This window comes from Larkinella ripae (genome assembly GCF_054780775.1).
Map to the genome: position 1 here is coordinate 1 of NZ_BAAGVR010000023.1, position 24,764 is coordinate 24,764.

Below are 24,764 nucleotides of genomic sequence, written 5' to 3' on the forward strand. Positions count from 1 at the left end.
GCGTCACTTCTTTGGTCGTCGTCTCCACCCCGTTGCTGATGGACACCTGGTAGACGCCGTCGGGCAGATTGCTTACATCAAATTTGTACCGGATGGCGTCCTGCCGTTTGCCAATTTTCTGATAATAAACCGCGTTGCCTTTCTGATCCAGCAACTGCACCATCACCGCACTGGTGGTTTCCTTCTGAACGGCAATCTGGAGTTTGCCGTCGATGGTCGTGAAGATGCCACTCTGGAAGGCAGCTACTTTTTTAGGTTCTTTCGGGTTAGCCTCAGCGGCATTGAAACTGGCCGCGGTCAAGGTCAGGGCGACGAGCAGGGTGTTGAAGATGGTTTTCATGGCGTATCTTGTTTAGAGTGTTTTTGTGTCTGTTTGGATAGATCAAAGGTCGGCACGCGGGCGCTGAAAGCCTGTCACAAATGGGTCAACTCCTGGTACTTTTGGGAAAACCGGAAGGATCCTGCTGAAACAATGTTTAGCGAAACCCGGTATTTGTATTGATTACCTGATTCACCTATCCTTATAGCCCATGGAAACCGATCACACCCTGCCGCGGTTTTTGGATGCCCAGCAAGCGGATTACCAACAGGCCCTGGCCGAAATCAAAAAGGGTCGTAAGCAGAGCCACTGGATGTGGTACATTTTTCCGCAGATCGCGGGACTGGGTTTTAGTGAAACGGCCCGGTTTTACGCCATTCGCCATCTGGAAGAAGCCCGGGCGTATCTGGAACATCCCGTCCTGGGCCGACGGCTGGTTGAAATTTCTCACGCCCTCCTGGAGCATGACGGAAAGACCGCCCGCCAGATTCTGGGCAGTCCGGATGATTTGAAACTGCGGTCAAGCATGACCTTGTTCGGCCTGCTCGAAAAAACCGACCCGGTTTTTCAGGCGGTTCTGGATAAGTACTTTGACGGTTTAAAGGATGAACGAACGGTGGAGCTGGTGCAGGCCGGAGGGGAATAAACGTGGTCCCGGTCCTTCCGTGAACTATAGCGTAGTCCTACCGTTTTAAGTTGTGATCATCCATCGAGCTCACTACCTGTTCGTTAGAATTGTAAACTTTGGTGCCTGAAAACGGTTGTGATCTGGATAGTAACTCATCGCGTATTGAAAAAGGTAGCGGTTTTTCTTCGGCTGTTTAAGCAAACCCTGACGAACTTTCAGGACAATGATCCGGTTCGCATGGCAGCCGCAACGGCGTTCTTTACCTTTTTTGCGCTGCCACCCAGTGTCATTATTCTGAGTACGGTTTTTAGTCCGGTTTTCAATCAGCAACAAGTGCGAGGGCAGGTTTTTCGGCAGTTGGGCCAATTATTTGGCTACCAAAGTGCCCGCCAATTGAACGACATCTCCAACCATTTGCAGCCCAATCCTTCCCATTTTTTGTGGACCGCCCTGAGCGTTGTTCTGGTGTTACTGGCCTCAACGGCTTTGTTCATGGTCATCAAAAATTCCCTGAATCAACTCTGGAATGTGAAAGCCACCGCCGAGCGAACAATTTTGAACACGCTGAAAGACCGGCTGGTGGCCCTGGGCATTATCATCTTTACCGGTTTACTGGTGACGGGCTCTTTGGCACTGGATCAGCTGGCTTCGCAGGTGGAAAGGGGGTCGATCCTGGATGAAACCGTGAACGGCGTCCTTTCGATTTTATTCATGGCGGTCTGGTTTGCTGCGCTTTTCAAGTGCCTGCCCGACCTGCGCGTGCCCTGGAAAGCCGTCTGGGTGGGGGCCTTTGTCACGAGCCTGCTGTACGAGCTGGGCGAAGCCCTTCTGGGCCGTCTCCTCGTTCCGGATCTGATCAATTCCCGGTATGGCGCTTCCGGTGCCTTTATTCTTCTGCTGTTATTTGTCTTTTATAGTTCCTTGATTTTCTATTACGGAGCCGTCTTTACCCGGCAGTATACCCAATGGCTTCACCTGGATGCCCAGCCTAAAAAGAGCGCGGTTCTTTACGAGATTACCGAAATAAGTGATTCCAAAAAGACGCCATGAGTTTGTATCGGTAAACGTTTCGCGTATACATTCGCTGGAATCTACCGGGAATCGCTTCTTTTACTTTCTAATTCGATGGCTTTGCGAAGATGAAAATTCACCTGTTCCTTCCCCTGTTTTGTATTGCGGTGCTGTTTAGCAGCTTTGAAACCTCAACTCCTGCGTTCAGGGCGAAGCCAATCCAGCGGCCACCCACGATTATCCTGATTCTGATTGATGATATGGGGGCTGCCGATGTCGGTTGTTACCGATCCAGCCTGACTGCCAATTCGTTGCCCCCGACCCCCAACATTGATCGCCTGGCTGCGGAGGGAATCCGGTTCACCAACTACTACAGTGCGGCTCCCATCTGTTCGCCTTCGCGCGTGGGCCTGATGACGGGCACCGTTCCCGGCAAATGGCGGATTACCTCGTTTCTGGCCGATCGAAAACACAACCGCACCTGCGAACAGGCTGACTTTCTGGCCGCTTCGGCGCCATCCGTGGCGCGTGAACTCAAAACGCAGGGGTATGTTACGGCGCACTTCGGGAAATGGCACATGGGGGGTGGGCGCGATGTGGATAATGCCCCCGGAATTCGCCAGTACGGTTTTGATGAATACGCCAGCACCTGGGAAAGCCCCGATCCGGACCCGCTGCTTACGTCCACCGACTGGATCTGGGCGAAATCGGACAGCGTCAAACGCTGGAACCGCACGGCCTACTTTGTCGATAGAACGCTCGATTTTCTGAAGCGCAACCCGGACAAGCCCTGCTACATTAACCTCTGGCCCGACGATGTGCACACCCCCTGGGTACCCGACGAAACAACCCTCAACGAGTTTCCGAAGGGCACCGAAAAACCCCGGGAATTCAACTTGGTTTTGTCCGAGCTGGACCAGCAGATTGGCCGGCTGATGGCCGGTCTGAAGGCCTTAGGCATCGATGAAAACACGCTTGTTGTTTTTACCAGCGACAACGGAGCGTTACCGACCTTTCAGGGAAGCCGGTCGGGAACCTTCCGGGGCAGTAAGCTTTCCCTCTACGAAGGTGGCATTCGAATGCCCTTCATCGTTCGCTATCCGGCCCGGTCGCCAAAAAACCGGGTTGATAACCAGACCATCGTGAGTGCCGTCGACCTGATGCCCACCTTTACGAATCTGGCCGGTAAAAAAAGAAAACGTTCTGAAGCCGACGGGGAAAACATGGCCGCAGCATTCCTGGGAAAACCGGCGGTTCGTAAAACCGCTTTATTTTGGGAATATGGTCGCAATTCGGAATCATTTCGCTACCCGGCCGGTCGCGCCAAAAGCCCAAATCTGGCCATGCGGCAGGGCAACTGGAAGTTGTTGGTCAACGACGATGGTTCGGGCATCGAACTGTATGATCTGGCCACCGATCCGTCCGAACAAACGGATGTAGCCGGTCAGCAGCCCGGGCTGGTCAACACCATGCGGCCAAAACTGCTGGCGTGGCGAGCGGGACTACCCAAGTAGCAACGAACCGGTGAACGACCCACCTACCTGCCTTATCCCCGCTTTCCCCTGATCCGCAGCGGAATGGCTGCTACAATTCAAACCCAGGTGCGTGCAATTGGCGAATCAAAGATCGCAATTGGTGCGGGATTGGATTTGGGTCGGGCCATTTGGAGGCCACTTTTGCCAATCGAAACGCAGAAGATCCCGCGTTTTGCCTCCTATGAACACGAAACAACTTTGTCTTCTGGCCCTGATGGGCGCCCCCTTTTTGGCCATCGGCGTGTACGTCGAAGCGTATTACGCCCCACTCGGAAACTCCTGGTGGACCGGTGTCTGGGGACTCTTGTACATCACCGGTTGGATGGGGGCCGTAGAAGCCATGCGCCGATTGCGGCTCACGGGAACCGACTGGCTGGGCCGACGAATTACCCCACTGGTCCTGGGTACGTTGTTGATTGCCAACCTGTCCAACCTCTGGCAACTGGTGGCGCCTACCTACAAGCCCCTGCCATTTATGGTCCTGGATCTGGCCTGGCCGCTGAGTAATCTGCTCATGCTGGTTGTTGGGGTAGCCACGCTGCGGGCCCGACAGCTCCGGGGCGTTGGGCGCTGGATTCCGCTGGCCGTGGGGCTGTGGTTCCCGCTGACGATGGCCGTCAGCCGAACTTCCATAGTTCTGCATTTTTCAAATCTGTACTCCGCTCTGCTGTGGAGCTTAATGGCGCTGGTCGTATGGCGGGCTGCCAACCACCAAAAATCGGATGGGGCACTCCGCGATCCATCCAGCCCCGAGAGTAACCGCGTCGAATCCAATCCCATCATCCCCACCGCATCCTCTTTTTAAGCATGAAATTTACCAGACTTTTACCCATTCTCGCCTTTGGCGCCCTGCTGGCCTGCCAGACGCCTTCGGATTCGATTGCACCCGTCGAAACCGGCACAACACCCGCCGACACGCTGGGAACTCCAACGCAGGTCGGAAAACTAACCGGTGCCCCCACCACAAAAGTCATTGGTCCGGCTGGCGGGACGATAGCGACATCCGATGGCCAGTTTGCGCTCAGCTTTCCGGCTGGTGCGGTTGGTAAGGAAACTACCATTACGATACAGCCGGGCGAAAACCAGGCCCCCAACGGCGTTGGTGCAGGAATCAGCATTAGCCCCGCCGGCTTGACGTTTCAGCAGCCGGTAACGCTGACGTACACGTACCGGGAGCAGGAACTCACCGGAGCCTCGGTGGATGCGATGGGCGTGGCGTTCCAGGATGCACGGAATGCCTGGCAGTTAACGGGACAGGCTACGATCAATACAGGGAAGAAAACCGTAACGACCCGGTTGAAAAAAACCGCCTGGTGGGCGCTGATCACCCAGTATAAGTTATCGCCGGAGCAAACCACCATCAACGTCAATGAAACGCTGGAACTGAAACTGACCCGCGTTGGGGGCGATGGGACCACGTTTGCCGAAGGGGATTTGCTCAGCGCGTTGCAGCTGCAGGATGCCAGCAAAGATGTTGCCAGGCTCTTTATCAACGGCACTGACTGGACAGCCTCCGCTCCGAAAGACCACCGGTACGGGACCATCTCCCAAAACCGGCAAACCGGAAAAATTCTGTATGTGGCACCCGCCCAAAAACCGGAGCCGAATCCGGTCGCCCTATCCCTTGAGTTGAAAAATCCGGGATCGAAGGCGGTTTTGCTGCTCCTTAGCAATGTAACCATCGCCAAAGGCGATTACCTGACCATCAATGGCCATTCGTTTGACAATCGCCTGAATGCACTGGCCGCGATGGTAAACGGACAGGTGGTGGTCTCGGTAATCGGCGACAATGGGGTAGGCAAAGACGGGACCCTTCAGATCACATTGGATAACCTGTCGGTCGGCGCCCACGCCTTTACGGCTGATTACCAGCACGGAACCACGATTCAGGCGATGGATTTTTCGGGGAAGCAGGATTACATCTCGGGGACTTCCTACTTCGATAAATGCCGGGAGGCACTGACCGAAGCCGGTACGGTGGATGTGGTGAGCGCCGAGCGGGTGACCGGAGCGGTGAAGGTCGTCCTGAAGCTCAGCGGCTCGGTGGTTACCGTCCACGAATCGGGTCCAACCGATGGGGGATGCGTGGTCACATCACATAAAACGATGCCGGTTCAAGCAGGGATCACCGTCCTGGTGAAACAATAGCCGGTTTTGTGGTTTAGGGTTTACGGTTATCGATGGCTCCAACGGCACCACGCTCAGGGCCATCGATAACCGTTAAATTACATTCGATTTTCCGGAAGAATAATGGGGGAATGTGCCGGATCGGCGGGGTGTTGCAATAACGCCAGGCACCGGTTTTTGTCATTTTCCGGGCCGAAAGTTTCGATAAATCAGCCCGTGGAGGGTTAGATTTTTACAAATCGCTCTTTCTGGTATATGCACCCCTCCATCGTCGTTATTGGCTGTTTTGATACGAAAGGCCCCGCCTTTTCCTGCCTGCTGAACGGCATTCGGGCGCGGGGTGAATCCGTTATTACCGTTAATTCCGGTGTGATGGAAACCTTCGTCGATTTTCCGATTGATTACGATGCGGAAGTCGTTGCCAAAGCCGCCAACCAGTCGCTGGCGGACCTGCGGGCAAGCCGTGACCGGGGCCGGGCCATCGAGATGATGGGCGCGGGTGCAGCCGCCATTGTGGCGCAACTGGTTCAGAAAGGACTGGTGAAGGGGGCCATTGGTATGGGCGGTGGGGGCGGCACGTTCGTGTCGCTCGCGGCCATGCAGCCCATTCCGTTCGGCGTGCCCAAGCTTTGCCTATCGACGATGGCCGCCAAGGACTTGACCCGGCAGGTGGGCACCAAAGACATCACCCTGATGACCTCGGTGGTCGACGTGGCCGGTCTGAATGGAATGCTGTCGAAGCTTATCGAACAGGCGGCTGCGGCCATTTGTGCCATGGTGACAGTGCCTCCGGCAATGCACCAAAAACCGGTCGGCCGGATTGCGATCAGTATGTTTGGCAATACCACCGCCTGCGTCGATCGTTGCACCGCTCAACTGGAATCCCTGGGCTACGAAGTCATCGCGTTTCATGCCAACGGCAACGGCGGACACACGATGGAAAGCCTGATTGAGGAAGGCCATTTTGATGCCGTTCTGGACGTAACCACAACCGAGCTCGCCGACGAATTATGCGGAGGGGTTTGCAGCGCCGGACCCGACCGGCTAATGGCGGCAGCCCGGATGAATATCCCGCAGGTGGTGGCACCGGGTTGTCTGGATATGGTGAATTTCAGCCAGCCGGACACGGTTCCGCCCCACTACCAGCACCGGCAACTGTACAGCTGGGCGCCCAGCGTCACCCTTTTGCGAACCGATGCCGCCGAGAACGAGCAGCTCGGCCGGCTGCTGGCCCACAAAGTCAACCAGTCGAAGGCCGGTGTAACGGTCGTTCTGCCGCTGAAGGGTCTTTCGCAGATTGACGCTGCCGGAAACATTTTTTACCAGCCCGAAGTCGACCGGGTGCTATTTGACGCCATCAAATCCAATCTGTCCGGGCGGGTCCGACTGATTGAGTCGCCCACGCACATTAATGATCCGGCCTTCGCGGAGGTACTGGTCGCAAGTTTACTGGAATTAGTAGATCGAAAATAAAGCAAGACGTATCTTATGCCGAACCAATGGACGGGAAAAGGAAATCCCTATACGAGAGCTGAAGTCCGGGCGCGCCTGCAAGCTACCCTGAATAACCAGAAAGCCATCATTGCCGCCGGAGCCGGAACGGGCATCAGTGCCAAATTTATCGAAAAAGGGGGCGCCGACCTGCTGATCATTTACAATTCCGGACGGTTTAGAATGTCGGGTCATGGTTCGACTGCGGGGCTGATGGCGTACGGTGATGCCAATGCGGTGGCGATGGAAATCGGTGAGTTTGAAGTCCTGCCGGTGGTGGAGGAAATTCCGGTGATTTGCGGAGTGCACGGTTCTGATCCCCGCCGGCGGATGTGGCACCATCTGCTGAAAGTGAAGGACATGGGCTTTTCCGGGATTAACAATTTCCCCACCCACTGCATTGTCGACGGACAGTTCCGGCAGGTGCTGGAAGAAACCGGCATGGGGTTTAAAAAGGAAGTGGAGATGGTGGAGCTGGCGAGTAAAATGGATTTGTTTTCCATCGTTTATGTCGCCACCCCCGAGGAAGCCCGCCAAATGGCCGAAGCCGGTGCGGACGCGGTAATTGCCCACGTCGGCACCACGGTCGGTGGGTCCATCGGCGTGACCGATGCCAGCTGCTCGATGGACGAAGCGATCGAGCGTACGCAGCAAATCATCGATGCGGCCAAAGCGGTCAATCCCGGCATCTTTTTTCTGGCGCACGGCGGACCCATCAACACGCCCGACGATGTTCGCGTGGTGCTGGAACGGACGAGCGTGCAGGGTTTTGTGGGCGCATCGTCGCTGGAGCGCATGGGTGTGGAAGAATCGCTGACCGAGTTGACCCGTAAATTCAAATCGCTCGCCCGTTAACGCTTTCCACTCTATTTCTTTCCGCCAATGATGTTCATTGTTGCCCGACCGGTTCTGGTGCTGCTGTTGCTGGTCAGTTTGTCCCATTGCGCTGCTGGCCAGAATCTTTCCAATGAAGCAACTTTCACGAATCCACTACTGGCTGCTGGCGCCGACCCGTGGGTTATTTTTAAGGATGGCTTTTATTATTATACCAACACAACCGGCCGTAATCTGACACTTTGGCGCACGCCGGACTTCACCAATTTAAGCCAGGCCGAAAAAAAGATCGTTTGGACACCGCCCGCTGCGGGGCCTAACTCGAAGGATATCTGGGCCCCCGAACTCCACAGCCTGAACGGGAAATGGTATTTGTATTATACCGCAACGGATCAGGCAAAACCGGGTGATTCGAATCGGTACGTTTTTGTGCTGGAGAACGAGTCGCCCAATCCGCTGATGGGCACCTGGACCGATAAAGGCAAGATAAACACAAACTATACCGGTCTGGACGGCTCGGTTTTTGAACACCGCGGCAAACACTATTTTTTGTACTCAGGCTATGTGGGTCCGCAAAGTAATTTGTTTATTGCGGAGCTGATTAATCCCTGGACGATCAGTGCGAAACAGGTGGAAATTGCCCGGCCGAGCCTGCCGTGGGAAAAATACGATGGGCGGGAAATTTGTGAAGGACCGCAGTTTTTGAAGGGAAAACGGGGACAGCTTTTCATCATCTACTCGGCCAGCGCCTGCTGGGACGACCATTATTCCCTGGGGATGTTGACTGCGTCCGAAACGAGTGATGTATTGCAGCCTTCCTCCTGGACCAAATCAAGCCAGCCCGTTTTTGCCCAGTCCCCCGCCCACAACGTTTTTGGTCCCGGCCATAACTGCTTCACCCAATCAGCCGATGGTCAGCAGGACTGGATTGTGTATCACGCTAAAACGGAAGCCAACAAGGCCTGCAAAGACCGAACTCCCCGGGCGCAACGCTTTCGCTGGCGAAGCGATGGCACTCCGGATTTTGGCATTCCCGTCAGTGTGGGGACGCCGTTGCCCAAGCCGGCAACGGCAACGAAAAAACAGTAGCCGGTTTGTTAATTTCAGTTCTCATTTTACCAGACCCACCCAAAGTATACTTCAAAAGCCTTTTCATTCTGCCGAAAAAGCCTTTTTTAGTTCCAGCAGTGCCTGCCGGACCCGGGTTTTGACCGTGCCCAGCGGTAACGATAACTGTTCGGCCACTTCCTGATGAGTGAAACCCCGGAAATAAATCATCTCAATAATGGGCTGGTGTTGAGACGAAAGCGCGGCCAGAACCGTCTCCTTCAACCCGATCAGGGTGACGTCGGTAAAAGTTAGTTCCCCCATCCGCACCTGAAACTCGGCTGCCTGTTCGTGCTGGGTACTCCGCAAATAATCCAGGGCGGTGTTGCGGGCCACCTGCGCCAGCCAGGTAAACAGCCGCCCCCGGGCCGGATCGTAGCGGTGCACATTCTTCCATACTTTGATGAACGTTTCCTGCAACAAATCCTGCGCAACCTCCTCGTGGTGAACCATCCGCTGAATTATACCCAGCAACGTGCTGGCATAGCGGTCGTACAACTCGTTGTAGGCTTTGCGGCTGTGCGTAATCAGGCCTTCCAGAAACAAGGCTTCCTGATCCGGCGAACTGGACTTTTTCAATAGAAATGGACAATTGGCGGAGTAGAGAACGTGCGCTAATCGAAGATAGTCTGGGGGTTGAACTCAGCTATACCTACGATGGTCAGGGGAAAACCGATTTTTATAAATTGAATTAGTTACATTTTTCAATACGAAAACCGCCGAAAAATCCCCCAGACCGAAAAGCCAATTTCGCGCCGGACGGGAGTTCTGAAATGCCGGATGCCAAGCGCTCCCCGCCGTCTTTCTGGACCATAGGATCATTCCTAAAACCCTCCGGGTACGAATCAGTTATGTAGGAGCACGGTTTTTTGTGTATTCCGTAGCAGCCAACCAATCCTTTCCCGCCTTTGGTTCCCTTCCGCAAACCAGCGGCCATTGAGCGGTATTAAAGAAACCGATACAGCTGGTTTGTTATACTCTATGATCACTTTATACATGAAAAATGTACGTTTTCTGTTGCCGCTGGCGGGTCTGGCGGGCCTGACTTTTCTCAATTCCTGTTCAAAAGATCACCTGATTGGTGCTCAGATTCCCGAGACCAACAAAGAACCGACTTCGGCCAGCATTCAGGGAAACGTCTTTGAACCGGCCCTGGTTGATGCCACCGATGAGCGGGTGGCCCAGCTACAACTGCCGGCCGGATTCCGCATTGCTAAGTTTGCCGACAAGCTCGTCAAGCCCCGGATGCTGGCGATCAGCGCGTCGGGGAACGTGTACGTCACCAGCCGGGAAGCGGGTACGGTCACCCTGCTGCGCGATACCAATGGGGATGGAAAATCGGATCAAAGCGTCGAAGTAGCTAAAATAAAGGCGGTTCACGGGATCACCATTCACCAGGATAAAATGTATATGGTGTCCGTGAAGGAGGTGTACCGGGCCGATATTGATCCAAACGACGGTACCCTAAAAAACCAGCAGCAACTGATCAACAACCTGCCCGATGGCGGACAGCACCCCAACCGGACCATCGGTTTTGGCCCGGACGGTTTGATGTACCTGACGGTGGGCAGCACCTGCAATGCCTGCGCGGAACCCAATGCCGAACACGCGACGATTCTGCGGGCCAATGCCGACGGCGGAAACCGGATTGTTTTCGCGAATGGCCTGCGCAACACCATCGGGTTTGGCTGGCATCCCGAAACCAAAGAACTCTGGGGACTGGACCACGGTATTGACTGGCTGGGCGATGAGCAGCAGAAGGAAGAACTGAACCTGATCAAGCAGGGCGCGTTTTACGGCTGGCCCTACATTTACGGAGACGGCAGCTACAATCCACACCCCCGGCCGATGGGCGACACCACCTACGCCCAGATTCTGGCCAAAACTACCCTGCCCAGTTTATCGTACGAAGCCCACGCGGCCCCGTTGGGCATGGTGTTTTACACGGGAACAGGCCAGACCGGCGGTTTTCCGGCGGAATATCAGAACGACGTCTTTGCTACCATGCGCGGCTCGTGGAACCGGGCCAAACCCTCGGGCTACAAAGTGGTGCGAATCCATTTTGAGGGCGGGAAACCCACCCGCGTTGATGATTTCGTGACGGGCTTTCTGGTCAATAACAACCAGGCCCAGTTTGGTCGTCCCGTCGGAATTGCCACGATGCCGGATGGATCGTTCCTGTTTACCGATGACAACAATGGCGTAATTTACCGGGTCAGTTACCAGAAGTAAAACCGGTAGAAAGTCAGTTTTGGGCTTTGGTTTTTCTTTGATTTTTCCCGTAAAAGCCTGCTGAATGAGTACGTTGCAAAACCCGGTTTTTTGAAAAACCGGGTTTTGTATTTTAGCCCGTTCTCTGGCAGCCTGGAGCAGGAGAGGTTTGTCGAGAACGAGACTTACGGTTTTTATCCGGCTTCTCCGGAGCAAACTCCAGCCATTTCATTTCTTTGAAATCACAGTTCTGACGCGTAGAAAGCGGTTTTCTCAAAAGTAGCAGGAGTTGACTCATTTGTGACAGGCTTTCAACGCCCCGTTGCGGACCTTTGATCCATCCAAAACGGACACAACAACTCAAACCCTGTACGCCATGAAAACCATCGCCCAAACCCTGCTCGTTGCCTTTTTGCTGACCTTCGGAAGTTTTACGGGTTCCTACGCTACGGCACCAGCTGCCGACGAGCCAAAACCTACCGGAAAAGTACTATCCTACAAAAGCAGTCTTTACACTGATGCCGAAGGGAAACTTCGCGTTGCCGTCGATAAGCTGGTGGGCGGAACCGTTGAGGTGCGGCTGATGAACAGTGCCGGAAAAGAATATTTTATTCAGCGGATTGGGAGACTGCAAAAAGTGGCGCGCATCAAGTTGGATGTAAGCGAGCTGCCCGACGGTGCCTATCAGGTGATCGTGACCGATGGGATCGAAGCGAAAGTAAACAACCTGACGCTGGCTACGCAGCAACCGGTTTTTACGAATCGGCTGATTGCCCTTAACTAAGTCAGCCACGCCATTGTATTCTGAAAACAACAGGCAAAAGTCGGTCCAGTGTTGGGTCGGCTTTTGCTGTTTTGAATAAGCGCAAGCCTGATCGGAACAGCCGGTTTTCGGTCGGGAGCTACTGCGGTTGTTGCGTAAACACAATCCGGATCATTTTGATAGTAGGTTGCTGAATATCCTGAATGGTTTCCAGCGCAACCACCTGCCTGGTCCGATCATCGCGGAATCGGCCGTTTTCTGTTTGTTGGTAGCCCGACGCCAGCAACCGGTTTTTGAGGGTGTCGGCAACCCAGGCTTTCTGGAGCATGGGCGTGCTGATCAGCTGAACGCAGCGGTTTTTGCTGGCCTGCGGAAAGCTGAGCGAATGCGAGAAAAATAAATCGACGCGCTTCGGATCGGCTTCGGTGGCGCTGTAAGAGAGGGTGGTGGCATCGCCCATCGGCGATAGTTGCTCCTGGTAGATAATCCGTTTTTGGGTTAAAGCGGATTTGACTTCGCCCAGCGACTTACCCAGAAATTGATCTTGAGCCACGCAAATTACCCCGGAAGTCACCAGGACGGTCATCAGACAAACGACTTTTCGGATCAGGCAGTGACGATGCATTAAACCGGTTGGGCTAGAAACAGGGTAGCAGTTTAATTCTGTCCCAAATCTACGAGCCGCCGGTTGAATTCCACCAAAATGACGTCCTGATTTTTTTGGTTTTAGGGAGGCTATTAAAACTAAAACGTCACCGTAGCAAACCGGGTAGGAATCACCGCAGAACCGGATCGAACGACACAATTCTGCGGTGAGTGAGCTATACCGTATCGTCGGGGTCAATTTCCACCGTCAAGTCGTCAATATCGCCTTCATACGCCAGCGAATTAGACCGGTTTTCGGCGGTGTTGATGGCCGTATGGGTATCGGTATACAAGAGCGTGTCCATCGCTTCGTCACCCCCTTTGTTGTAAGGGTCTTCAGCGCCTAAGCCGAGGTCGGTGTACATCGGTGCCGTATCGGCTTCCGACATGGGTGGTATGTCGTCCTGATCGTCCGAAGGTTGAGCGGTGCTGTTCTGGTCGGGTTTGCGGGTGTCGGCGTGCCGATCCCCGGTGTTCTGATTTTCCATAAGGCTTGTTAGCTGATTATGGAACTATAACAAGCAGAACAAATGATTGTTGGCAATGAACCCGACCGGTTTTCTTTTATAAATACCGCAAAATGTTTCTTCCGGTGAAAGCATTCGCCAACTGGCTGAGGTAGAGTCCCTTCCGGCGCGGCTTGTCGATAGCCTGAACCCGCGCCCGCATTTTCAGAAAAACGCCGAGCGCCATGTACAAAAAGAACATGCCGATCAGGATAAACAACGAGAGCGTGTTGGAAATGTCCCGGTGAAAGAGGAAAAAGAGCACCGTATTGATGAGCGAAATGCCACAAAGCACCGCCGTAGCAGCCGCGTGCGTCAGGCCGTTGTCGATCATAATGTGGTGCATGTGGTTGCGGTCGGCAGAGAACGGCGATTTTCCGGCCATGATCCTGACCAGAAAAACCCGCAAGGTGTCGAAAATCGGCACAATCAGGATGACGATGGCGATGATGGGGGCGTTGAAAAACGAGGTGGGATCAAACCGGAACGAGTTGTTCAAGTTTATAAATCGGACCGCGAAAAACGACAGCAGAAAGCCCAGAATCAACGACCCGGTATTGCCCATGAAAATCTTGCTGGTGTGCGAAAAATTAAACCGCAGAAAACCGATCAAGGCACCCGCCAGGGTGAACGCCAGACAGGCCATGGCAAAGTGATTGGTGAGCAAAAACCAGCTTCCGAACGTCAGACTGGCCAGGGTAGAAATGGCACCAGCCAAACCATCGATGCCGTCAATGAGGTTAATGGCGTTGATAATGGTGATAAAAATCAGGCAGGTAATCAGGACCGAAAACACGTCGTTGATGTGGTACATCCCGAAAATACCGTACAAATAATCGATGCGAAGTTTTCCGAAGAAAATCAGAATCAGCGAGGGCAGGACCTGGAAGAAAATTTTCTTATTCGGGTCGATGCCCACCATATCGTCTTTGATGCCGATAAAAAACAAAATCGACATGCCCACGATGGAAAGGTTTGTGCGATAAATGTCGGTCTGGTCGATGGCGGGCCAGAGAAAATAACTGATTAGGATGGCCGCGAAAATTGAAATACCGCCGAAAGTCGGCGTGGCAGTTTTGTGGGAACTCCGGTGGCCGGGTTTCTCCATGAGAAACTTCAACTCCGAAATTTTGATGACAACCGGGATGGAAACAACCGCAACAAAACAGGCTACTAGAAAGGATAACAAGCACTGATAAAGCCCTAATTGGAACAGATCGTCGGTTAGCTTGTTTTGGATATAAGAAAGAAGTAATTCAAGATTCATGGCGGTGGTGTGATAATATGTACGAGTATAAAATCACTGGATATAGCACGTAAATGTTACCTATTTCTTCTTTTGGTACAATTTAAAATGACTTTTCGGTCATTAAATTTATCATGCGGTGCAAAAAAAGGCTATTTTTTAGAACTTTGGTAGTACTTGGGTTATTTTTCTTATCGGTTTGAGAAAAAGTGTAAAAAAATAAGGGCGCAGGCCGTTGATGCGCCACGCCTGACGGTCTTCCCGGTTGGCCCGCCAGCGGTGTTTCAGCGTGGCATTGCTCATGCCGCCCGACCGCATGGCGACGGTGACTTCGGGCAGGTAGCTCAGCTTGATTTTATGTTTATGGATAAACCGCAGCAGCAGTTCGTAGTCCGATGAACTCTTGAGCTGCAACGTATAATTGCCGAATTTTTCGTACACTGAGCGTTTGATAAAGCAGGTCAGATGGGGGGGCATCCAGCCCCAGAGAAAATCCCCTTCCTTGTATTCACCGACCTTCCAGTAGCGGTCGATCTTTTCGGTATCCTCGGGATTCACGTAGATTTCATCGCCGTAAACCGCGTCGCAGTCCGTGGTTTCAAAAAGCCGCACCACCTTCTCGACCACCTGATGATGTTTGTAGAAATCGTCGGCGTTGATAAAACCGATGACATCGCCCGTAGCCAGCCGCAGCCCTTTGTTCATCGCATCGTACAAACCTTTATCCGGCTCCGAAACAAATCGCGTAATGCGGGGCCCGTACGAACGGACGAGCTCGGCGGTTTTGTCCTTCGAGTTGCCATCGACAACGATGTACTCAATGTCCGGATACGTCTGATTCAGCACCGATTCGATGCTGTCACGGATCGTTTTTTCGCCGTTATAAACTACCGTTATGATCGTTACTTTCATTCAATTTCGCGGTTTTTGACCCATACGGCCGGATTCCCCTGGTAAATTCCGTAGGCTTCCAGGGATTGCGTGGCCACCGAACCCATGGCCAGAATGGAATGCGAGCGACAGGTAACCCCCGGTGAAACCACCGACTTGGCACCCAGCCAGGCCCCGTTTTCCAAATGGATGGGTTTGATGAATAAATCAAAGGTCCGGATGCGGTAATTGTGGTTGCCGGTTTCCAGCAAGGCCCCCTGCGAAATGCAGACATGATCGCCAATGGTAACCGGCGCCAGGTTATCGATCCAGACTTCCTCGCCAATCCAGACGTAATTGCCGATGGTCAGCAACCAGGGAAATTTGATATTTACCCGCGGTTTGATGGCCAGGCCAACACCAATTTTAGCCCCAAACAGCCGCAGAATGCCCCGCTTGAGCGCCATCGGAACCGGGAGGTACGAATTGATAAAAACCGGGTTAACCAAAAACCACAGAATGATCTTCCACTTGGGTCCGGGTTTCCACCAGCTGTTGTCGTAAACCGACAGGTCAGTGCTGGCCCGGCCTTTGAGCCAGGAGGTCTTTTCCATATTCAGTTCGGAAAAAATCAATAATCGCTTGTCTGTCCGTTCCTACCCGGTGAAACACTTCGTACAGTTTGGCATCGACCAGAAACCGGTACCAGAGTCCCTGCAAAAAATGCCACATCAGACCCGGCCGACCGTCGATCAGTCCCAGCCGTAGAAAATACCGGTAGAAAAAATATAAAAAGGGTCGCGTAAAAAGCGGCAGCGACGCATACCGGAGTTTCAGATACCGCTTGCGCTGTTCCTGCGTCCCAAACAATTTGGGTTCAACCCGAATCGACTGGTCAAAGTTATAGCGGATGTTTAAAATATCGATCACCTCGCGGATGGCATAGAGATTATGTTTTTGCGTCCACCACGTTAAATTATTCAGGTTGTGATCCACAATATCGTGCTCAAACTGGAGGGAGCGTCCCGTCGAAAGCTTGATGTGTTCGTCCATCCAGGTTTCTTCGCAGATGCCCTGCCCGCTGCGCCAGAGCCGGAGCAGCCAGATCGGGTAATAGTCGCCGTGTTTCATCCAGCGGTTCATGAACACCACCCGCCGTTTGACGTAAATGCCGCTTACATCGTTGGGCAGGGTCCCCAGGCGGTTTTTGATTTCGGTCGCCAGTTCGGGCAACACGTACTCGTCGGCGTCCATTCGCATCAGCCAGGTGCTCTGGAAGGGCGTATGCTGAATCCCGTAGTTAAACTGCGTCGCGTAATTGACCCAGGGGTTTTGCACCACCACGGCACCCATCGAGCGGGCAATTTCGACGGTTTGATCGCTGGAAAACGAATCGACAATAAAAACCTGGTCGGTAAACGGCAACAGACTGGCCAGACACCGGCCAATGTGCTTTTCTTCGTTATGCGTCAGAATGATGACGGAAATGCTGGTCATACCGGCTGGGAAACAAGTTGATAATACGCTTCGAGCACCCGCTTGGCTACCACATTAATGTCACACACTTCGCTGATCATGCGCCGGGCGTTGCGGGCCAGCCGGGCCGCGTCGTCGGGATGGTCAAGCAGATACGCCAGTCCTTCGCGCACCGAATCAACGGTGGTATCACTGATGTAGGCGGCATCGTACGCCCGCAGGTAATCACCAAAACCGACATTGTCCGTCAGCAGCGACGGCACGCCCGTCGTCAGGGCTTCCATGGCCGCCACCGAAAACCCTTCCGAATAGGAGGGCAGCGCAAACACATCCGCATCGGCAAAAGCGGCCAGTTTCGCTTCCTTGATGAGCATTCCTGGCAAGACTACGTTTTTCTGCAACTGATGGGTTTCGATAAACCGCTGAATCTCCGTTAAGTAGCCATCGTCAGGGCCAGCCAGCACCAAAACCGCATCAGAATGACTTTTTAACAACTGTTGAAAGGCCGGTAACAAAATATCCAGTCCTTTCTTGATGTGAATCCGGCTCAGAAACAGAATCACCGGCTGGCTGTCGCTAATGCCGTGCTGCCGGCGGAACGTTCCGCGGGCGGGCAGATTCTGGTATTCCGAAATCCGAATGCCGTTGGGAATGATCTGAACGTTCGGGTGTTCATAGCCCAGATACCGCCGGACGTCTTCCAGCTCGCGGGTGTTGTTTATCAGAATCAGGGGCGTTTTTTTCAACAGCCGCTTCTGGAGCAGCCACGACATGATTTTCTTCTTCCAATACCCCTGCCGGATGGTCCAGCGGTCGAGCAGGCCGTGGATGGTGATGACCTTGGCGCCCCGAACCGGCGCAAAAAAAGGCGCAACCGACCCGAAATGCCAGATACCGTGGATATGGATCACATCGTATTCCTGGCCGTGTTCGCGGAGATAGCGGTATAAACCGGGTGAAAATTCGGGGAAAAACCGGGCGAACCAGTGCCGCTTGACCTCCACCACCCGCACCCCCGGTGCAACGGTGTAGAGAACTTCCCCCTCGGACATGGGCGTTAGAATCGTGATTTTTTCGCCCTGATCCGCCTGAACACTGGTGTAATCGTAGATAATTCGGGGCGGTCCGCCAATGTTCCAGGAGTAAGCGCAGATGTGGAGAATGTTCATACGGAAGGCTGAAATAACGACCCACGATTCACTTTTACAAATCCTTCCATCATTTTCTGCCCAACGGTGTGCGGGTCAAAACCGGCGATGATTTGTTCCGAACGCTGGCCCATGGCGCGCCGGTCGGCCTGATTATCGAGGAATTTTTGCAAGCAATCCGCCACCGCATCTTGCCGGAGCGGATCGAACACGTACCCGTTTTGACCCGGCTGCACCAGATCGAACGCGCAGCCGCAACGCTCCGACACCACCACCGGCATACCACACGCCATGGCTTCGTTGACCACCAGCCCCCAGGGTTCGGACCGGCTGGGCAGGACCAGCACGTCGGCCAGTGCCAGCGTTTCGGGCACCCGGTACCAGGGCTGATTGGGTAGAATTTTGACGCAGGATGACAGGTTCAGGTGTTCAATCTGCTGTTGAAGGTTCGCTTTCTGGTCGCCGTCGCCCAGTAGCAGCAGCCCCCAGTCTTTCGCGCCGGTGGCCGCCTGGCGGGCCTGATCAAACGCATTGAGCAAAACCGTCAGATTTTTTTCGGCGGCCAGGCGGCCCACGTAAATAAAATTAGCCGGTTTTAAGCCGAGTTCGGCTTGTTTCGCGGCTCGGTGGGGCAGGGCCGCATCGTGGGTTTTGCGCAGTTTTGCATTGTCCACTACGGCGTTGTTCTGCACCAGAATTCGCTCCGGCCGGACGCCCAGCTGCTTCAGGTAATTGGCCTGTGGGGTGCCAAAACAGAAAAAACCGTCGGCCATTGCAATGATCCGGCTTTTCAACCATTCTTTCGGAGCGCTGCGGGTCAGATCGACGGGGGTTGATTCGGTTTGGATAATGACCTTGATGCCGCTTGCTTTGGCCAGCAGCAGAAGGACGATCTGGGCCGGATCGTAATAACCGGTCAGCAACAGCACATCCGGTTTTATAGCACGCATCCGGCTCACCAGCGCCTTGATTTTCGCCGAGGTGCTGACCTGTTCGATGTAGGTGTCAAACAGCAGTTCGTAGCTATACTGATCCGGCAACTGGTCCGGCTTGCCCAGCAAAACCCGGGATTGCTCGCTTTGGGCAATCTGAAGGACGTGAACAGTGCTTCCGAATTGGGGTGCAAGCCGGTGCAGCTCACTGAAAACCGTTGCCTTATAGTGTGCCCACAGGATGTTGTGAACAATCAGAATCTTCATAGAGATGGGTGTCGACCTTAAACCGCCGGTGCGAGTGTCGGCCCATTTCGCAGGCTGGGCGGATACAGGTGACTGATACCAATAAACCGGATCATGAGGCAGAAGGGGTGCCAGAACGAAATTTCGTAGGGCCGTCCGTTGGTAAACAGCTGGACAAACAGCATGATGTAAAAGTAAGCCAGAAACGTTGAAAGCGAATCAGGATTATCGCGGATGGTTTTCAGGCTGTAAAACAGCATCGAAAAACAGAAGGCCGTAAATGTTACAAAACCGGGAATGCCGTGGTTGATCAGGGCTTCCATCAATGGAACGTCCAGGTACGTCGCTTTGTACCCGCGTCCGAACAGAATCAGGTGCAGGTGACCTTCCAGCACGTTCCGCAGGTATTGAAAGCTGGTGGCCCGGTTTCCGGCCGATGCGTCGAAGGTGGCCGTAAACTGGTTCTGCACCTTAATACCCAGCAGCGCATAGACGTTCTCCATGTTCCGTTCGATAAACGCCACAGCGTAGCCGTACAGAATGGCAATCAGGTCGCCGTTCCGGTTCATGAACACCGTGATGCCGATAAACGCCAGCACCATGAGCGCAATCGAACCCGGCCGAAACAGGCCCCGAATGGCGGTTTTTATCTGACGGGGCCGAATGTTGAACATGAAAAACAGGATAATGATCAGGATCAGGGCGACAATGCTGGAGCGGGTCTGGGTCATCACCAGAATTCCCATGCTGAACACGCAGGCAAAAAGCGACAGAATCCGGGGGATAAACGTGGTATTAGGCTGAAAGGCCCAAATGGCGCAGGCCACCACACTCATCAGCGCGTTTCGGGAAAAAACGTGCGGGTTTCCGGTGCGGTATTCCCCTTCCCCGAACTGGATGGCCGCCCGCTGCCCGATGTTCCAGGTCGGGTCGGTCAGCAGCGCGTAGACCAGCGCAATGTTGGAAACCACCGTAAAAGCCACGGTGATGGGAATAAATACCTTAATAATGTCATTCGGAATGTTGACCAGCAGAAACAGAAAAAGCAGAACGTAGATGTAATAAATCGTGTCCAGCGTACCGTCCTGAAACCACTGATCGCGGTAAAACGCCATGTAAAACAAGATGACGGCAAAGAAGATCAAGGCCTGCTTCAGCAGCGTGGTGTTAATCCGGTAGAGCTTGTGCAGGAAATGGAACGGGATCATCAGAATGAATCCCAGCGCCAGAAAAGCGGCCGTAAACGCCGTGCTGCCCGGCGCCAGCCGCAGCGTCTCCTTGAAAAAGAAAATCAGCGGATAGCCGTCGATAACGATCATGATACCGACCACATACCGCATTAAATTCAGGTTTCGCCAGGAAAATAATTCTGATAAGGACAGCATAAAATAACGGTTTTAAACGACTCTGACCGCTGGCTCGTTGCGTTGGTCCGAGTATTTGAGCAATTGTATTTTTTCAATACCCGTACAAATATAACGAAAAGTATAGGGAAGATGGAATAGCGGCCCGTCAATAAAGAAATATCAAATAACGAATGGTGAATGCTGACTATCGGGGATCGACGGGTCGAATAACGCTACACGCCTAGTTTTTCATATTCCGGGGAACGTCAACGGTTTCGATGAATGCCAGCGTTTGGCGGAGCGATTCGACGGTTTTTTTTCGCCAACCCCGCAAGGGCGGTTTAAAGGGCTGCTGGCCGTACGCCGGAGTCACGCCATCCAGCGGACTGGATAAGCCCGCCCGATTAAACGAGCGGACCCGGTTCTGGTAATCCCGCAGCAACTTTTTGATGACTGGATAAGCCGAAAGCCGGATGCGGTCCTGGGCCTGAAAAAAACCTTCCTGATCCGCTAATCCTTTGTAATTCACAAAAACCGGCTGCGTGTTTTCCGGAATCGGTCGTTCGTGGAGGTTCCAGAGGCCCAGGTGCCAGGCGGAGTTTTTCACGATCGTAACGCCATCGAACAAGCCGGGGGTCAGTACTAGCCAGATCTGGTCGGTGTACATGCCTTCGCAGGGCCGCGCAAATGCCCGTTCCGGCACGCGGCTGCTCCACCAGTCCAGAAACCGCCCTGCTTCGGGCGTTTGCCGCAGCGCCAGAAAACCGGAGCTGTACAAACCGATGTTCTGCACGTACTTTTCATCCGGAAACGCGCTGTCGGTCAGCGGTTTCAGCAGGTGGGGCGTCAGCAAAAGCGTAGCCTGCTGATACCGGCCCGCCAACTCCGTCAGCGGCTGGTACAGATAAACCGACGGATCGAGATACACCAGCCACTCACCCGCCGGGCAGTTTTGAAACCGATGGTTGATAAACAGCGATTTGCAGGCCGCTGCAAACTCGGCGGGCGTGTATTGCTGTGAGAGCTGGGCCACATCCGGAATGCGCAGCTCCGGGAGTGTAACCAGCGCGTACGGACTTTGAAAACCGGCCGGAAGTCGGGCCGCATCGTCGCAAAGCCCGATCACGAACGATTCGCCGGGATGGTGTCGCTGCAAACTTTCGCCCAGCGCGAGCGCCTGGGGAAGTTGCCGGATCGTGCAAACTGTCAAAAATGTACTCATAGCGTCTGTTACTCTACTAAATCGCCCAGTGCCGCAAGGTAGGGCGCATACGGATTGGCTTCCTGGTCGGCGTAGCGGTGATAATTTCCGGCCAGCAACTCCCGCATCACCGGCCCGATGCGCGAAAACCGCCCGTCGGGGATCGTACTCCGGCGGGCGTAGTGGCTCAGCCGCCGATCAAATTGCCGGATACCCGGCGTTTGGGCCGAAACCCGCTCCGTTACCAGCGCATGCAACTGGCTCAGGCCCTGGTATTTGTGAATCAACGGGTCGAGCTTCTCGTGGTGGGCCCGTGAAAACCGGTCTTTCAGGCTCACCGCTTTTCCGGCCGCCGGTGGCCGGGTGCCCACCTGCTGCTTTTCGTGCGTCCGGTAGAGGATAAGCGGTTTTTCGTAAAAGTCAATGGTGCCCTTGGCGGCCGCTACCAGCGCCATCCAACCGTCGTAAATGTAGTTGGGGAGGTTCGGAATGGGCAGAAACGTGGTCAGAAACCGCCGACGCAGGGCCGACGTGCAGCCCATCACCCGGTTTCCGTCCAGCAACACCTCCATCGCTTCACCCCGACGCCACCGCTGCCGGATGGGTTCGGTAAACCGCACCGTATCCCAAAACAAACGACCCGTATCTTTCAGGGTTTCGTCGGCAATGTGGGCGTTGGTAAAAACCAGGTCGGTGTCCGGATGCTGATTCAGGTAAGCGGCCAAGGTCTCGATTTTTTCGGGCAGCCAGGCATCGTCCTGATCACAGATAAAAATCAGATCGCCGGTGCAGAGCGAGAGCGCTTTTTCAAAGTTTTTGTTGAACCCCAGCCGGTTTTGGTTCCGGACAATCCGGACGGCAAACGGAGCCTGCGCGGCAAACTGCTCCAGAATGACCGGCGTCCGATCGCCCGAGTCATCGTCGCAAACGACGAGTTCGTCCGGCAACCGGCTCTGTTGCAGCAGGCTTTGCAGCTGCGTTTCCAGGTAAGCGGCTCCGTTATAGGTACAAAGCGCAATGGAAATGCCCGGCCGGATCGGGTCAGATGGTGTAGCCATAGGTTGCAAAAATAGGCCGCCAGTAGTCGGTTCCGTGAATGTTCCAGGCATGACAGCCGAACGGCAACTGCCCTTGGTTATACACCTGAATGGCCCGCTCGGGATAAAATTCGACCGAAAACCGCATCGCCGTCCGGAAATCCGGAACCTTCAGCAAGGGCAGATACCGGTTGATTTCAATGCCCCAGAAAACATCTTCGTTGTACTGGTGGGCGTGTATTTTTTCGTAATTGGCAATTTTCTTCCGGAAAAACTGGATCCAGCGCAGCAGCGACGGAATTTTCCGCAGCGAAAAACCGCCATTGCCCACCCCGTTAAGGGACGTAATTTCGCGGGGCGTAATGCCGTCTTCTTTTTTCAGATCAAACAAAATAGCCACCTTTTTCTTGACGTTGAACACCGCTTCCTCGGTTCGGCTCGTAAAATCCAGGTCGCGGAGCCAGGGCGCGCCAACGTATTCATACCCTTTCTGACACCATTCGGCCAGTTCGTCCTTGAAAACAAACGCATCCAGTTGGTAAATCAGCATGTAATCGAAGTCGGTAAACGCCTGGTAGAATTCCTCGGAAAGCATCAGCCGGTTGTAGGTCTGCACATCCCGGAAAAACGAGTCGTCGAACGCCTGAATCCGGAGCGACGGGTGGGGCGTGGTCAGGTACGAAACATCCAGCGATTTCGGCTTCAGGAGTATGATTGGATAATTCCCCAGCACCCGCAGGCACTGATTCAGCGCGATCTGCTCGTAATCCGTCAGCGATTTCTGATAAACCGGAATGACAACGCAGGCTAACTGCGGATTCGTGCGTAGTTTATTCATGGTACGGTTTTTCGGCGTACGGTTTACGGTTTTCAGTTTTTGGTTTACGCCGGGCCGTCGCTACGGTTCTCGGTGGAAGTGCTCATCCCGATCAGCAGCCGTTGAATGCGTCAGCCACTGAAAACCGTAGCGACGGCCCGGCGTAAACCAAAAACCGTAAACCCTAGCACCGCTCACCGGTTTTCCAGCGTCGAAATTAACGCATTGATCGGAGATTTCAGCGCTTTTCGTACTTTCTGGTAATACAGCATCTTCGGCGGCTTGATGTAAAAGCACGGGAAAGTGCGGTAGGTTTCGTTGTGATTGTCCAGCAACCGCTGCCGGTAAAGGTCAAACAGCGGAATAATGTCGGGGCGCTCCCCGAACGTAAACCGGTTCTGGTACTTGGAGACTTCCTGCGGTTTGTGAATGCCGTAGCCGCTGTAGTGAAAAAAACGCAAATCCGCCGTTTCGTTGACTTTCCAGACGCCGTTCTGTTCCGAGAAAACCCGTTCGTGCAGGTTCCAGTAGGCGGCATTGTACCCCGGATGTTTGTCGATAAAAACCCGGTCGTAGTAGATGGGGGCAAAATTTACCCAGTGCTGATCGACGAACAGGCCGTTGCAGAGGTCGATGCGGCATTCGTTCACCAGCCGTTTTTTCCACCATTGCACAAACCGGTTCGCTTCGTCGGTTTTCTGCAAGCCGATGAAACCGAGGTTGAAGGTGCCGGTATTGAGGTGATTCAACTCGTTGGGAATCAGCCAATCGGTGATGGGGTGGCAGATGTGGGGCGTCAATACCAGGTTGTACTGGCCCAGGTTCTGCTTCAAGTCCGTCAGCGGCTGAAAAATGATGATATCCGGGTCGAAGTAGATAACCTCCGTGGCATCGGTATAGTGCTTGAAAAAGTAATCGATGTAAAACGGTTTGACGGCGGTATTCAGTTCCGTAATGTCGTAACGCTCGCACATGCCCGCAAAATCCTCAATCTCGATCTGATCCACCTCCAGCATGGGGTAGTCCGGAAGGAGCGAAGCGGGCAGATTGGACTGATCCAGTTTATCGACCAGACCGATGACGTACTGCCAGTCGGGGTTGGTTTTTCGCAGCGAATCGCCCAGGGTGCGGGCCTGAGCCAGGTAATTGATGGAGCAAATCGTGAACGCTAACGTCATGCCGTCGGGATTGAATGCGTAAACTATGAGATGGTTGACCGGTTTTTCGATCAGGAACCCGAGGAGGGCAACCACGCGGGGGCTTCGCTG

General features: G+C 53.9%; 25 protein-coding genes. 10 read left to right on the forward strand and 15 right to left on the reverse strand.

Annotated elements, in window-relative coordinates; all coding sequences use genetic code 11:
* Window positions 1-340: T9SS type A sorting domain-containing protein (locus tag ACYVHX_RS17480; RefSeq protein WP_460672961.1), on the reverse strand; the 340-nt coding region annotated here is incomplete at its 3' end.
* A gap of 190 nt (window positions 341-530) precedes the next feature.
* Between ACYVHX_RS17480 and ACYVHX_RS17485 the strand changes: the two genes are divergently transcribed.
* The 8 genes from ACYVHX_RS17485 (at window position 531) to ACYVHX_RS17520 (ending at window position 9,034) form a co-directional block, all read left to right on the forward strand.
* Entirely contained in the window at window positions 531-965 is a 435-nt protein-coding gene (locus ACYVHX_RS17485; protein WP_460672962.1) for a DUF1810 domain-containing protein, read from the forward strand.
* A 144-nt stretch (window positions 966-1,109) separates the two neighbouring features.
* Window positions 1,110-1,997, forward strand: coding sequence for a YihY/virulence factor BrkB family protein (locus ACYVHX_RS17490; RefSeq protein ID WP_460672963.1), 888 nt, complete (start codon window positions 1,110-1,112; stop codon window positions 1,995-1,997).
* Between the two features lie 89 nt (window positions 1,998-2,086).
* The gene (locus tag ACYVHX_RS17495) at window positions 2,087-3,472 is read left to right on the forward strand and encodes a sulfatase-like hydrolase/transferase (RefSeq protein ID WP_460672964.1); all 1,386 of its coding nucleotides are present in this window, start codon (window positions 2,087-2,089) and stop codon (window positions 3,470-3,472) included.
* Between the two features lie 202 nt (window positions 3,473-3,674).
* Window positions 3,675-4,298 (forward strand): hypothetical protein, encoded by a 624-nt coding sequence (locus tag ACYVHX_RS17500; RefSeq protein WP_460672965.1) that lies wholly within the window; start codon window positions 3,675-3,677, stop codon window positions 4,296-4,298.
* Window positions 4,299-4,300: 2 nt separating this feature from the next.
* Entirely contained in the window at window positions 4,301-5,641 is a 1,341-nt protein-coding gene (locus ACYVHX_RS17505) for a hypothetical protein (protein WP_460672966.1), read from the forward strand.
* A gap of 234 nt (window positions 5,642-5,875) precedes the next feature.
* Window positions 5,876-7,093 (forward strand): Tm-1-like ATP-binding domain-containing protein, encoded by a 1,218-nt coding sequence (locus ACYVHX_RS17510; protein WP_460672967.1) that lies wholly within the window; start codon window positions 5,876-5,878, stop codon window positions 7,091-7,093.
* Window positions 7,094-7,108: 15 nt separating this feature from the next.
* The gene (locus ACYVHX_RS17515; protein ID WP_460672968.1) at window positions 7,109-7,966 is read left to right on the forward strand and encodes a phosphoenolpyruvate hydrolase family protein; all 858 of its coding nucleotides are present in this window, start codon (window positions 7,109-7,111) and stop codon (window positions 7,964-7,966) included.
* Window positions 7,967-7,993: 27 nt separating this feature from the next.
* A complete protein-coding gene (locus ACYVHX_RS17520) occupies window positions 7,994-9,034 on the forward strand; it encodes a glycoside hydrolase family 43 protein (RefSeq protein ID WP_460672969.1) in 1,041 nt (346 codons plus the stop codon).
* A gap of 63 nt (window positions 9,035-9,097) precedes the next feature.
* Here ACYVHX_RS17520 and ACYVHX_RS17525 read toward each other — a convergent pair whose 3' ends face one another.
* Window positions 9,098-9,631 (reverse strand): RNA polymerase sigma factor, encoded by a 534-nt coding sequence (locus tag ACYVHX_RS17525; protein ID WP_460672970.1) that lies wholly within the window; start codon window positions 9,629-9,631, stop codon window positions 9,098-9,100.
* Window positions 9,632-10,048: 417 nt separating this feature from the next.
* Between ACYVHX_RS17525 and ACYVHX_RS17530 the strand changes: the two genes are divergently transcribed.
* Window positions 10,049-11,284, forward strand: coding sequence for a PQQ-dependent sugar dehydrogenase (locus tag ACYVHX_RS17530; RefSeq protein ID WP_460672971.1), 1,236 nt, complete (start codon window positions 10,049-10,051; stop codon window positions 11,282-11,284).
* Between the two features lie 355 nt (window positions 11,285-11,639).
* Window positions 11,640-12,047, forward strand: a complete 408-nt coding sequence (locus ACYVHX_RS17535) for a hypothetical protein (RefSeq protein ID WP_460672972.1) — start codon at window positions 11,640-11,642, stop codon at window positions 12,045-12,047.
* Window positions 12,048-12,165: 118 nt separating this feature from the next.
* On the opposite strand, the gene ACYVHX_RS17540 is transcribed toward ACYVHX_RS17535, so the two are convergent.
* From ACYVHX_RS17540 to ACYVHX_RS17600, 13 genes are all read right to left on the reverse strand, one after another.
* A complete protein-coding gene (locus ACYVHX_RS17540) occupies window positions 12,166-12,651 on the reverse strand; it encodes a hypothetical protein (protein WP_460672973.1) in 486 nt (161 codons plus the stop codon).
* A 196-nt stretch (window positions 12,652-12,847) separates the two neighbouring features.
* Entirely contained in the window at window positions 12,848-13,159 is a 312-nt protein-coding gene (locus ACYVHX_RS17545) for a hypothetical protein (RefSeq protein ID WP_460672974.1), read from the reverse strand.
* A gap of 76 nt (window positions 13,160-13,235) precedes the next feature.
* Window positions 13,236-14,444 (reverse strand): glycosyltransferase family 4 protein, encoded by a 1,209-nt coding sequence (locus tag ACYVHX_RS17550; RefSeq protein WP_460672975.1) that lies wholly within the window; start codon window positions 14,442-14,444, stop codon window positions 13,236-13,238.
* 138 nt (window positions 14,445-14,582) lie between these two features.
* Entirely contained in the window at window positions 14,583-15,335 is a 753-nt protein-coding gene (locus tag ACYVHX_RS17555; RefSeq protein ID WP_460672976.1) for a glycosyltransferase family 2 protein, read from the reverse strand.
* On the reverse strand, window positions 15,332-15,907 hold the full coding sequence (locus tag ACYVHX_RS17560) for a WcaF family extracellular polysaccharide biosynthesis acetyltransferase (RefSeq protein WP_460672977.1): 576 nt from the start codon (window positions 15,905-15,907) through the stop codon (window positions 15,332-15,334). Before ACYVHX_RS17560 ends, ACYVHX_RS17555 begins: the two co-directional genes overlap by 4 nt.
* Entirely contained in the window at window positions 15,867-16,790 is a 924-nt protein-coding gene (locus tag ACYVHX_RS17565; RefSeq protein WP_460672978.1) for a glycosyltransferase family 2 protein, read from the reverse strand. The genes ACYVHX_RS17560 and ACYVHX_RS17565 overlap by 41 nt, the downstream gene beginning before the upstream one ends.
* Window positions 16,787-17,938 (reverse strand): glycosyltransferase, encoded by a 1,152-nt coding sequence (locus ACYVHX_RS17570; protein ID WP_460672979.1) that lies wholly within the window; start codon window positions 17,936-17,938, stop codon window positions 16,787-16,789. The genes ACYVHX_RS17565 and ACYVHX_RS17570 overlap by 4 nt, the downstream gene beginning before the upstream one ends.
* Window positions 17,935-19,116, reverse strand: coding sequence for a glycosyltransferase family 4 protein (locus tag ACYVHX_RS17575; RefSeq protein WP_460672980.1), 1,182 nt, complete (start codon window positions 19,114-19,116; stop codon window positions 17,935-17,937). Before ACYVHX_RS17575 ends, ACYVHX_RS17570 begins: the two co-directional genes overlap by 4 nt.
* 17 nt (window positions 19,117-19,133) lie before the next feature.
* Window positions 19,134-20,480 carry a hypothetical protein gene (locus tag ACYVHX_RS17580; protein WP_460672981.1) on the reverse strand — a complete coding sequence of 449 codons (1,347 nt, stop codon included), beginning with the start codon at window positions 20,478-20,480 and terminating at the stop codon, window positions 19,134-19,136.
* Window positions 20,481-20,682: 202 nt separating this feature from the next.
* The gene (locus ACYVHX_RS17585) at window positions 20,683-21,663 is read right to left on the reverse strand and encodes a hypothetical protein (protein WP_460672982.1); all 981 of its coding nucleotides are present in this window, start codon (window positions 21,661-21,663) and stop codon (window positions 20,683-20,685) included.
* Window positions 21,664-21,671: 8 nt separating this feature from the next.
* Window positions 21,672-22,700, reverse strand: a complete 1,029-nt coding sequence (locus ACYVHX_RS17590; RefSeq protein WP_460672983.1) for a glycosyltransferase family 2 protein — start codon at window positions 22,698-22,700, stop codon at window positions 21,672-21,674.
* Window positions 22,684-23,517 (reverse strand): DUF5672 family protein, encoded by an 834-nt coding sequence (locus ACYVHX_RS17595; RefSeq protein WP_460672984.1) that lies wholly within the window; start codon window positions 23,515-23,517, stop codon window positions 22,684-22,686. Before ACYVHX_RS17595 ends, ACYVHX_RS17590 begins: the two co-directional genes overlap by 17 nt.
* 173 nt (window positions 23,518-23,690) lie before the next feature.
* Window positions 23,691-24,674, reverse strand: coding sequence for a glycosyltransferase family protein (locus ACYVHX_RS17600; protein WP_460672985.1), 984 nt, complete (start codon window positions 24,672-24,674; stop codon window positions 23,691-23,693).
* Window positions 24,675-24,764 lie beyond the last annotated feature (90 nt).

Coding starts and splice junctions, on each gene's coding strand:
- ACYVHX_RS17590 (WP_460672983.1), bottom strand. CDS start 22,700: ATGGCTACACCATCTGACCCGATCCGGCCGGGCATTTCCATTGCGCTT.
- ACYVHX_RS17535 (WP_460672972.1), top strand. CDS start 11,640: ATGAAAACCATCGCCCAAACCCTGCTCGTTGCCTTTTTGCTGACCTTC.
- ACYVHX_RS17485 (WP_460672962.1), top strand. CDS start 531: ATGGAAACCGATCACACCCTGCCGCGGTTTTTGGATGCCCAGCAAGCG.
- ACYVHX_RS17545 (WP_460672974.1), bottom strand. CDS start 13,159: ATGGAAAATCAGAACACCGGGGATCGGCACGCCGACACCCGCAAACCC.
- ACYVHX_RS17515 (WP_460672968.1), top strand. CDS start 7,109: ATGCCGAACCAATGGACGGGAAAAGGAAATCCCTATACGAGAGCTGAA.
- ACYVHX_RS17565 (WP_460672978.1), bottom strand. CDS start 16,790: ATGACCAGCATTTCCGTCATCATTCTGACGCATAACGAAGAAAAGCAC.
- ACYVHX_RS17570 (WP_460672979.1), bottom strand. CDS start 17,938: ATGAACATTCTCCACATCTGCGCTTACTCCTGGAACATTGGCGGACCG.
- ACYVHX_RS17530 (WP_460672971.1), top strand. CDS start 10,049: ATGAAAAATGTACGTTTTCTGTTGCCGCTGGCGGGTCTGGCGGGCCTG.
- ACYVHX_RS17495 (WP_460672964.1), top strand. CDS start 2,087: ATGAAAATTCACCTGTTCCTTCCCCTGTTTTGTATTGCGGTGCTGTTT.
- ACYVHX_RS17585 (WP_460672982.1), bottom strand. CDS start 21,663: ATGAGTACATTTTTGACAGTTTGCACGATCCGGCAACTTCCCCAGGCG.
- ACYVHX_RS17600 (WP_460672985.1), bottom strand. CDS start 24,674: ATGACGTTAGCGTTCACGATTTGCTCCATCAATTACCTGGCTCAGGCC.
- ACYVHX_RS17505 (WP_460672966.1), top strand. CDS start 4,301: ATGAAATTTACCAGACTTTTACCCATTCTCGCCTTTGGCGCCCTGCTG.
- ACYVHX_RS17575 (WP_460672980.1), bottom strand. CDS start 19,116: ATGAAGATTCTGATTGTTCACAACATCCTGTGGGCACACTATAAGGCA.
- ACYVHX_RS17510 (WP_460672967.1), top strand. CDS start 5,876: ATGCACCCCTCCATCGTCGTTATTGGCTGTTTTGATACGAAAGGCCCC.
- ACYVHX_RS17550 (WP_460672975.1), bottom strand. CDS start 14,444: ATGAATCTTGAATTACTTCTTTCTTATATCCAAAACAAGCTAACCGAC.
- ACYVHX_RS17500 (WP_460672965.1), top strand. CDS start 3,675: ATGAACACGAAACAACTTTGTCTTCTGGCCCTGATGGGCGCCCCCTTT.
- ACYVHX_RS17595 (WP_460672984.1), bottom strand. CDS start 23,517: ATGAATAAACTACGCACGAATCCGCAGTTAGCCTGCGTTGTCATTCCG.
- ACYVHX_RS17580 (WP_460672981.1), bottom strand. CDS start 20,480: ATGCTGTCCTTATCAGAATTATTTTCCTGGCGAAACCTGAATTTAATG.
- ACYVHX_RS17555 (WP_460672976.1), bottom strand. CDS start 15,335: ATGAAAGTAACGATCATAACGGTAGTTTATAACGGCGAAAAAACGATC.
- ACYVHX_RS17520 (WP_460672969.1), top strand. CDS start 7,994: ATGATGTTCATTGTTGCCCGACCGGTTCTGGTGCTGCTGTTGCTGGTC.
- ACYVHX_RS17560 (WP_460672977.1), bottom strand. CDS start 15,907: ATGGAAAAGACCTCCTGGCTCAAAGGCCGGGCCAGCACTGACCTGTCG.
- ACYVHX_RS17540 (WP_460672973.1), bottom strand. CDS start 12,651: ATGCATCGTCACTGCCTGATCCGAAAAGTCGTTTGTCTGATGACCGTC.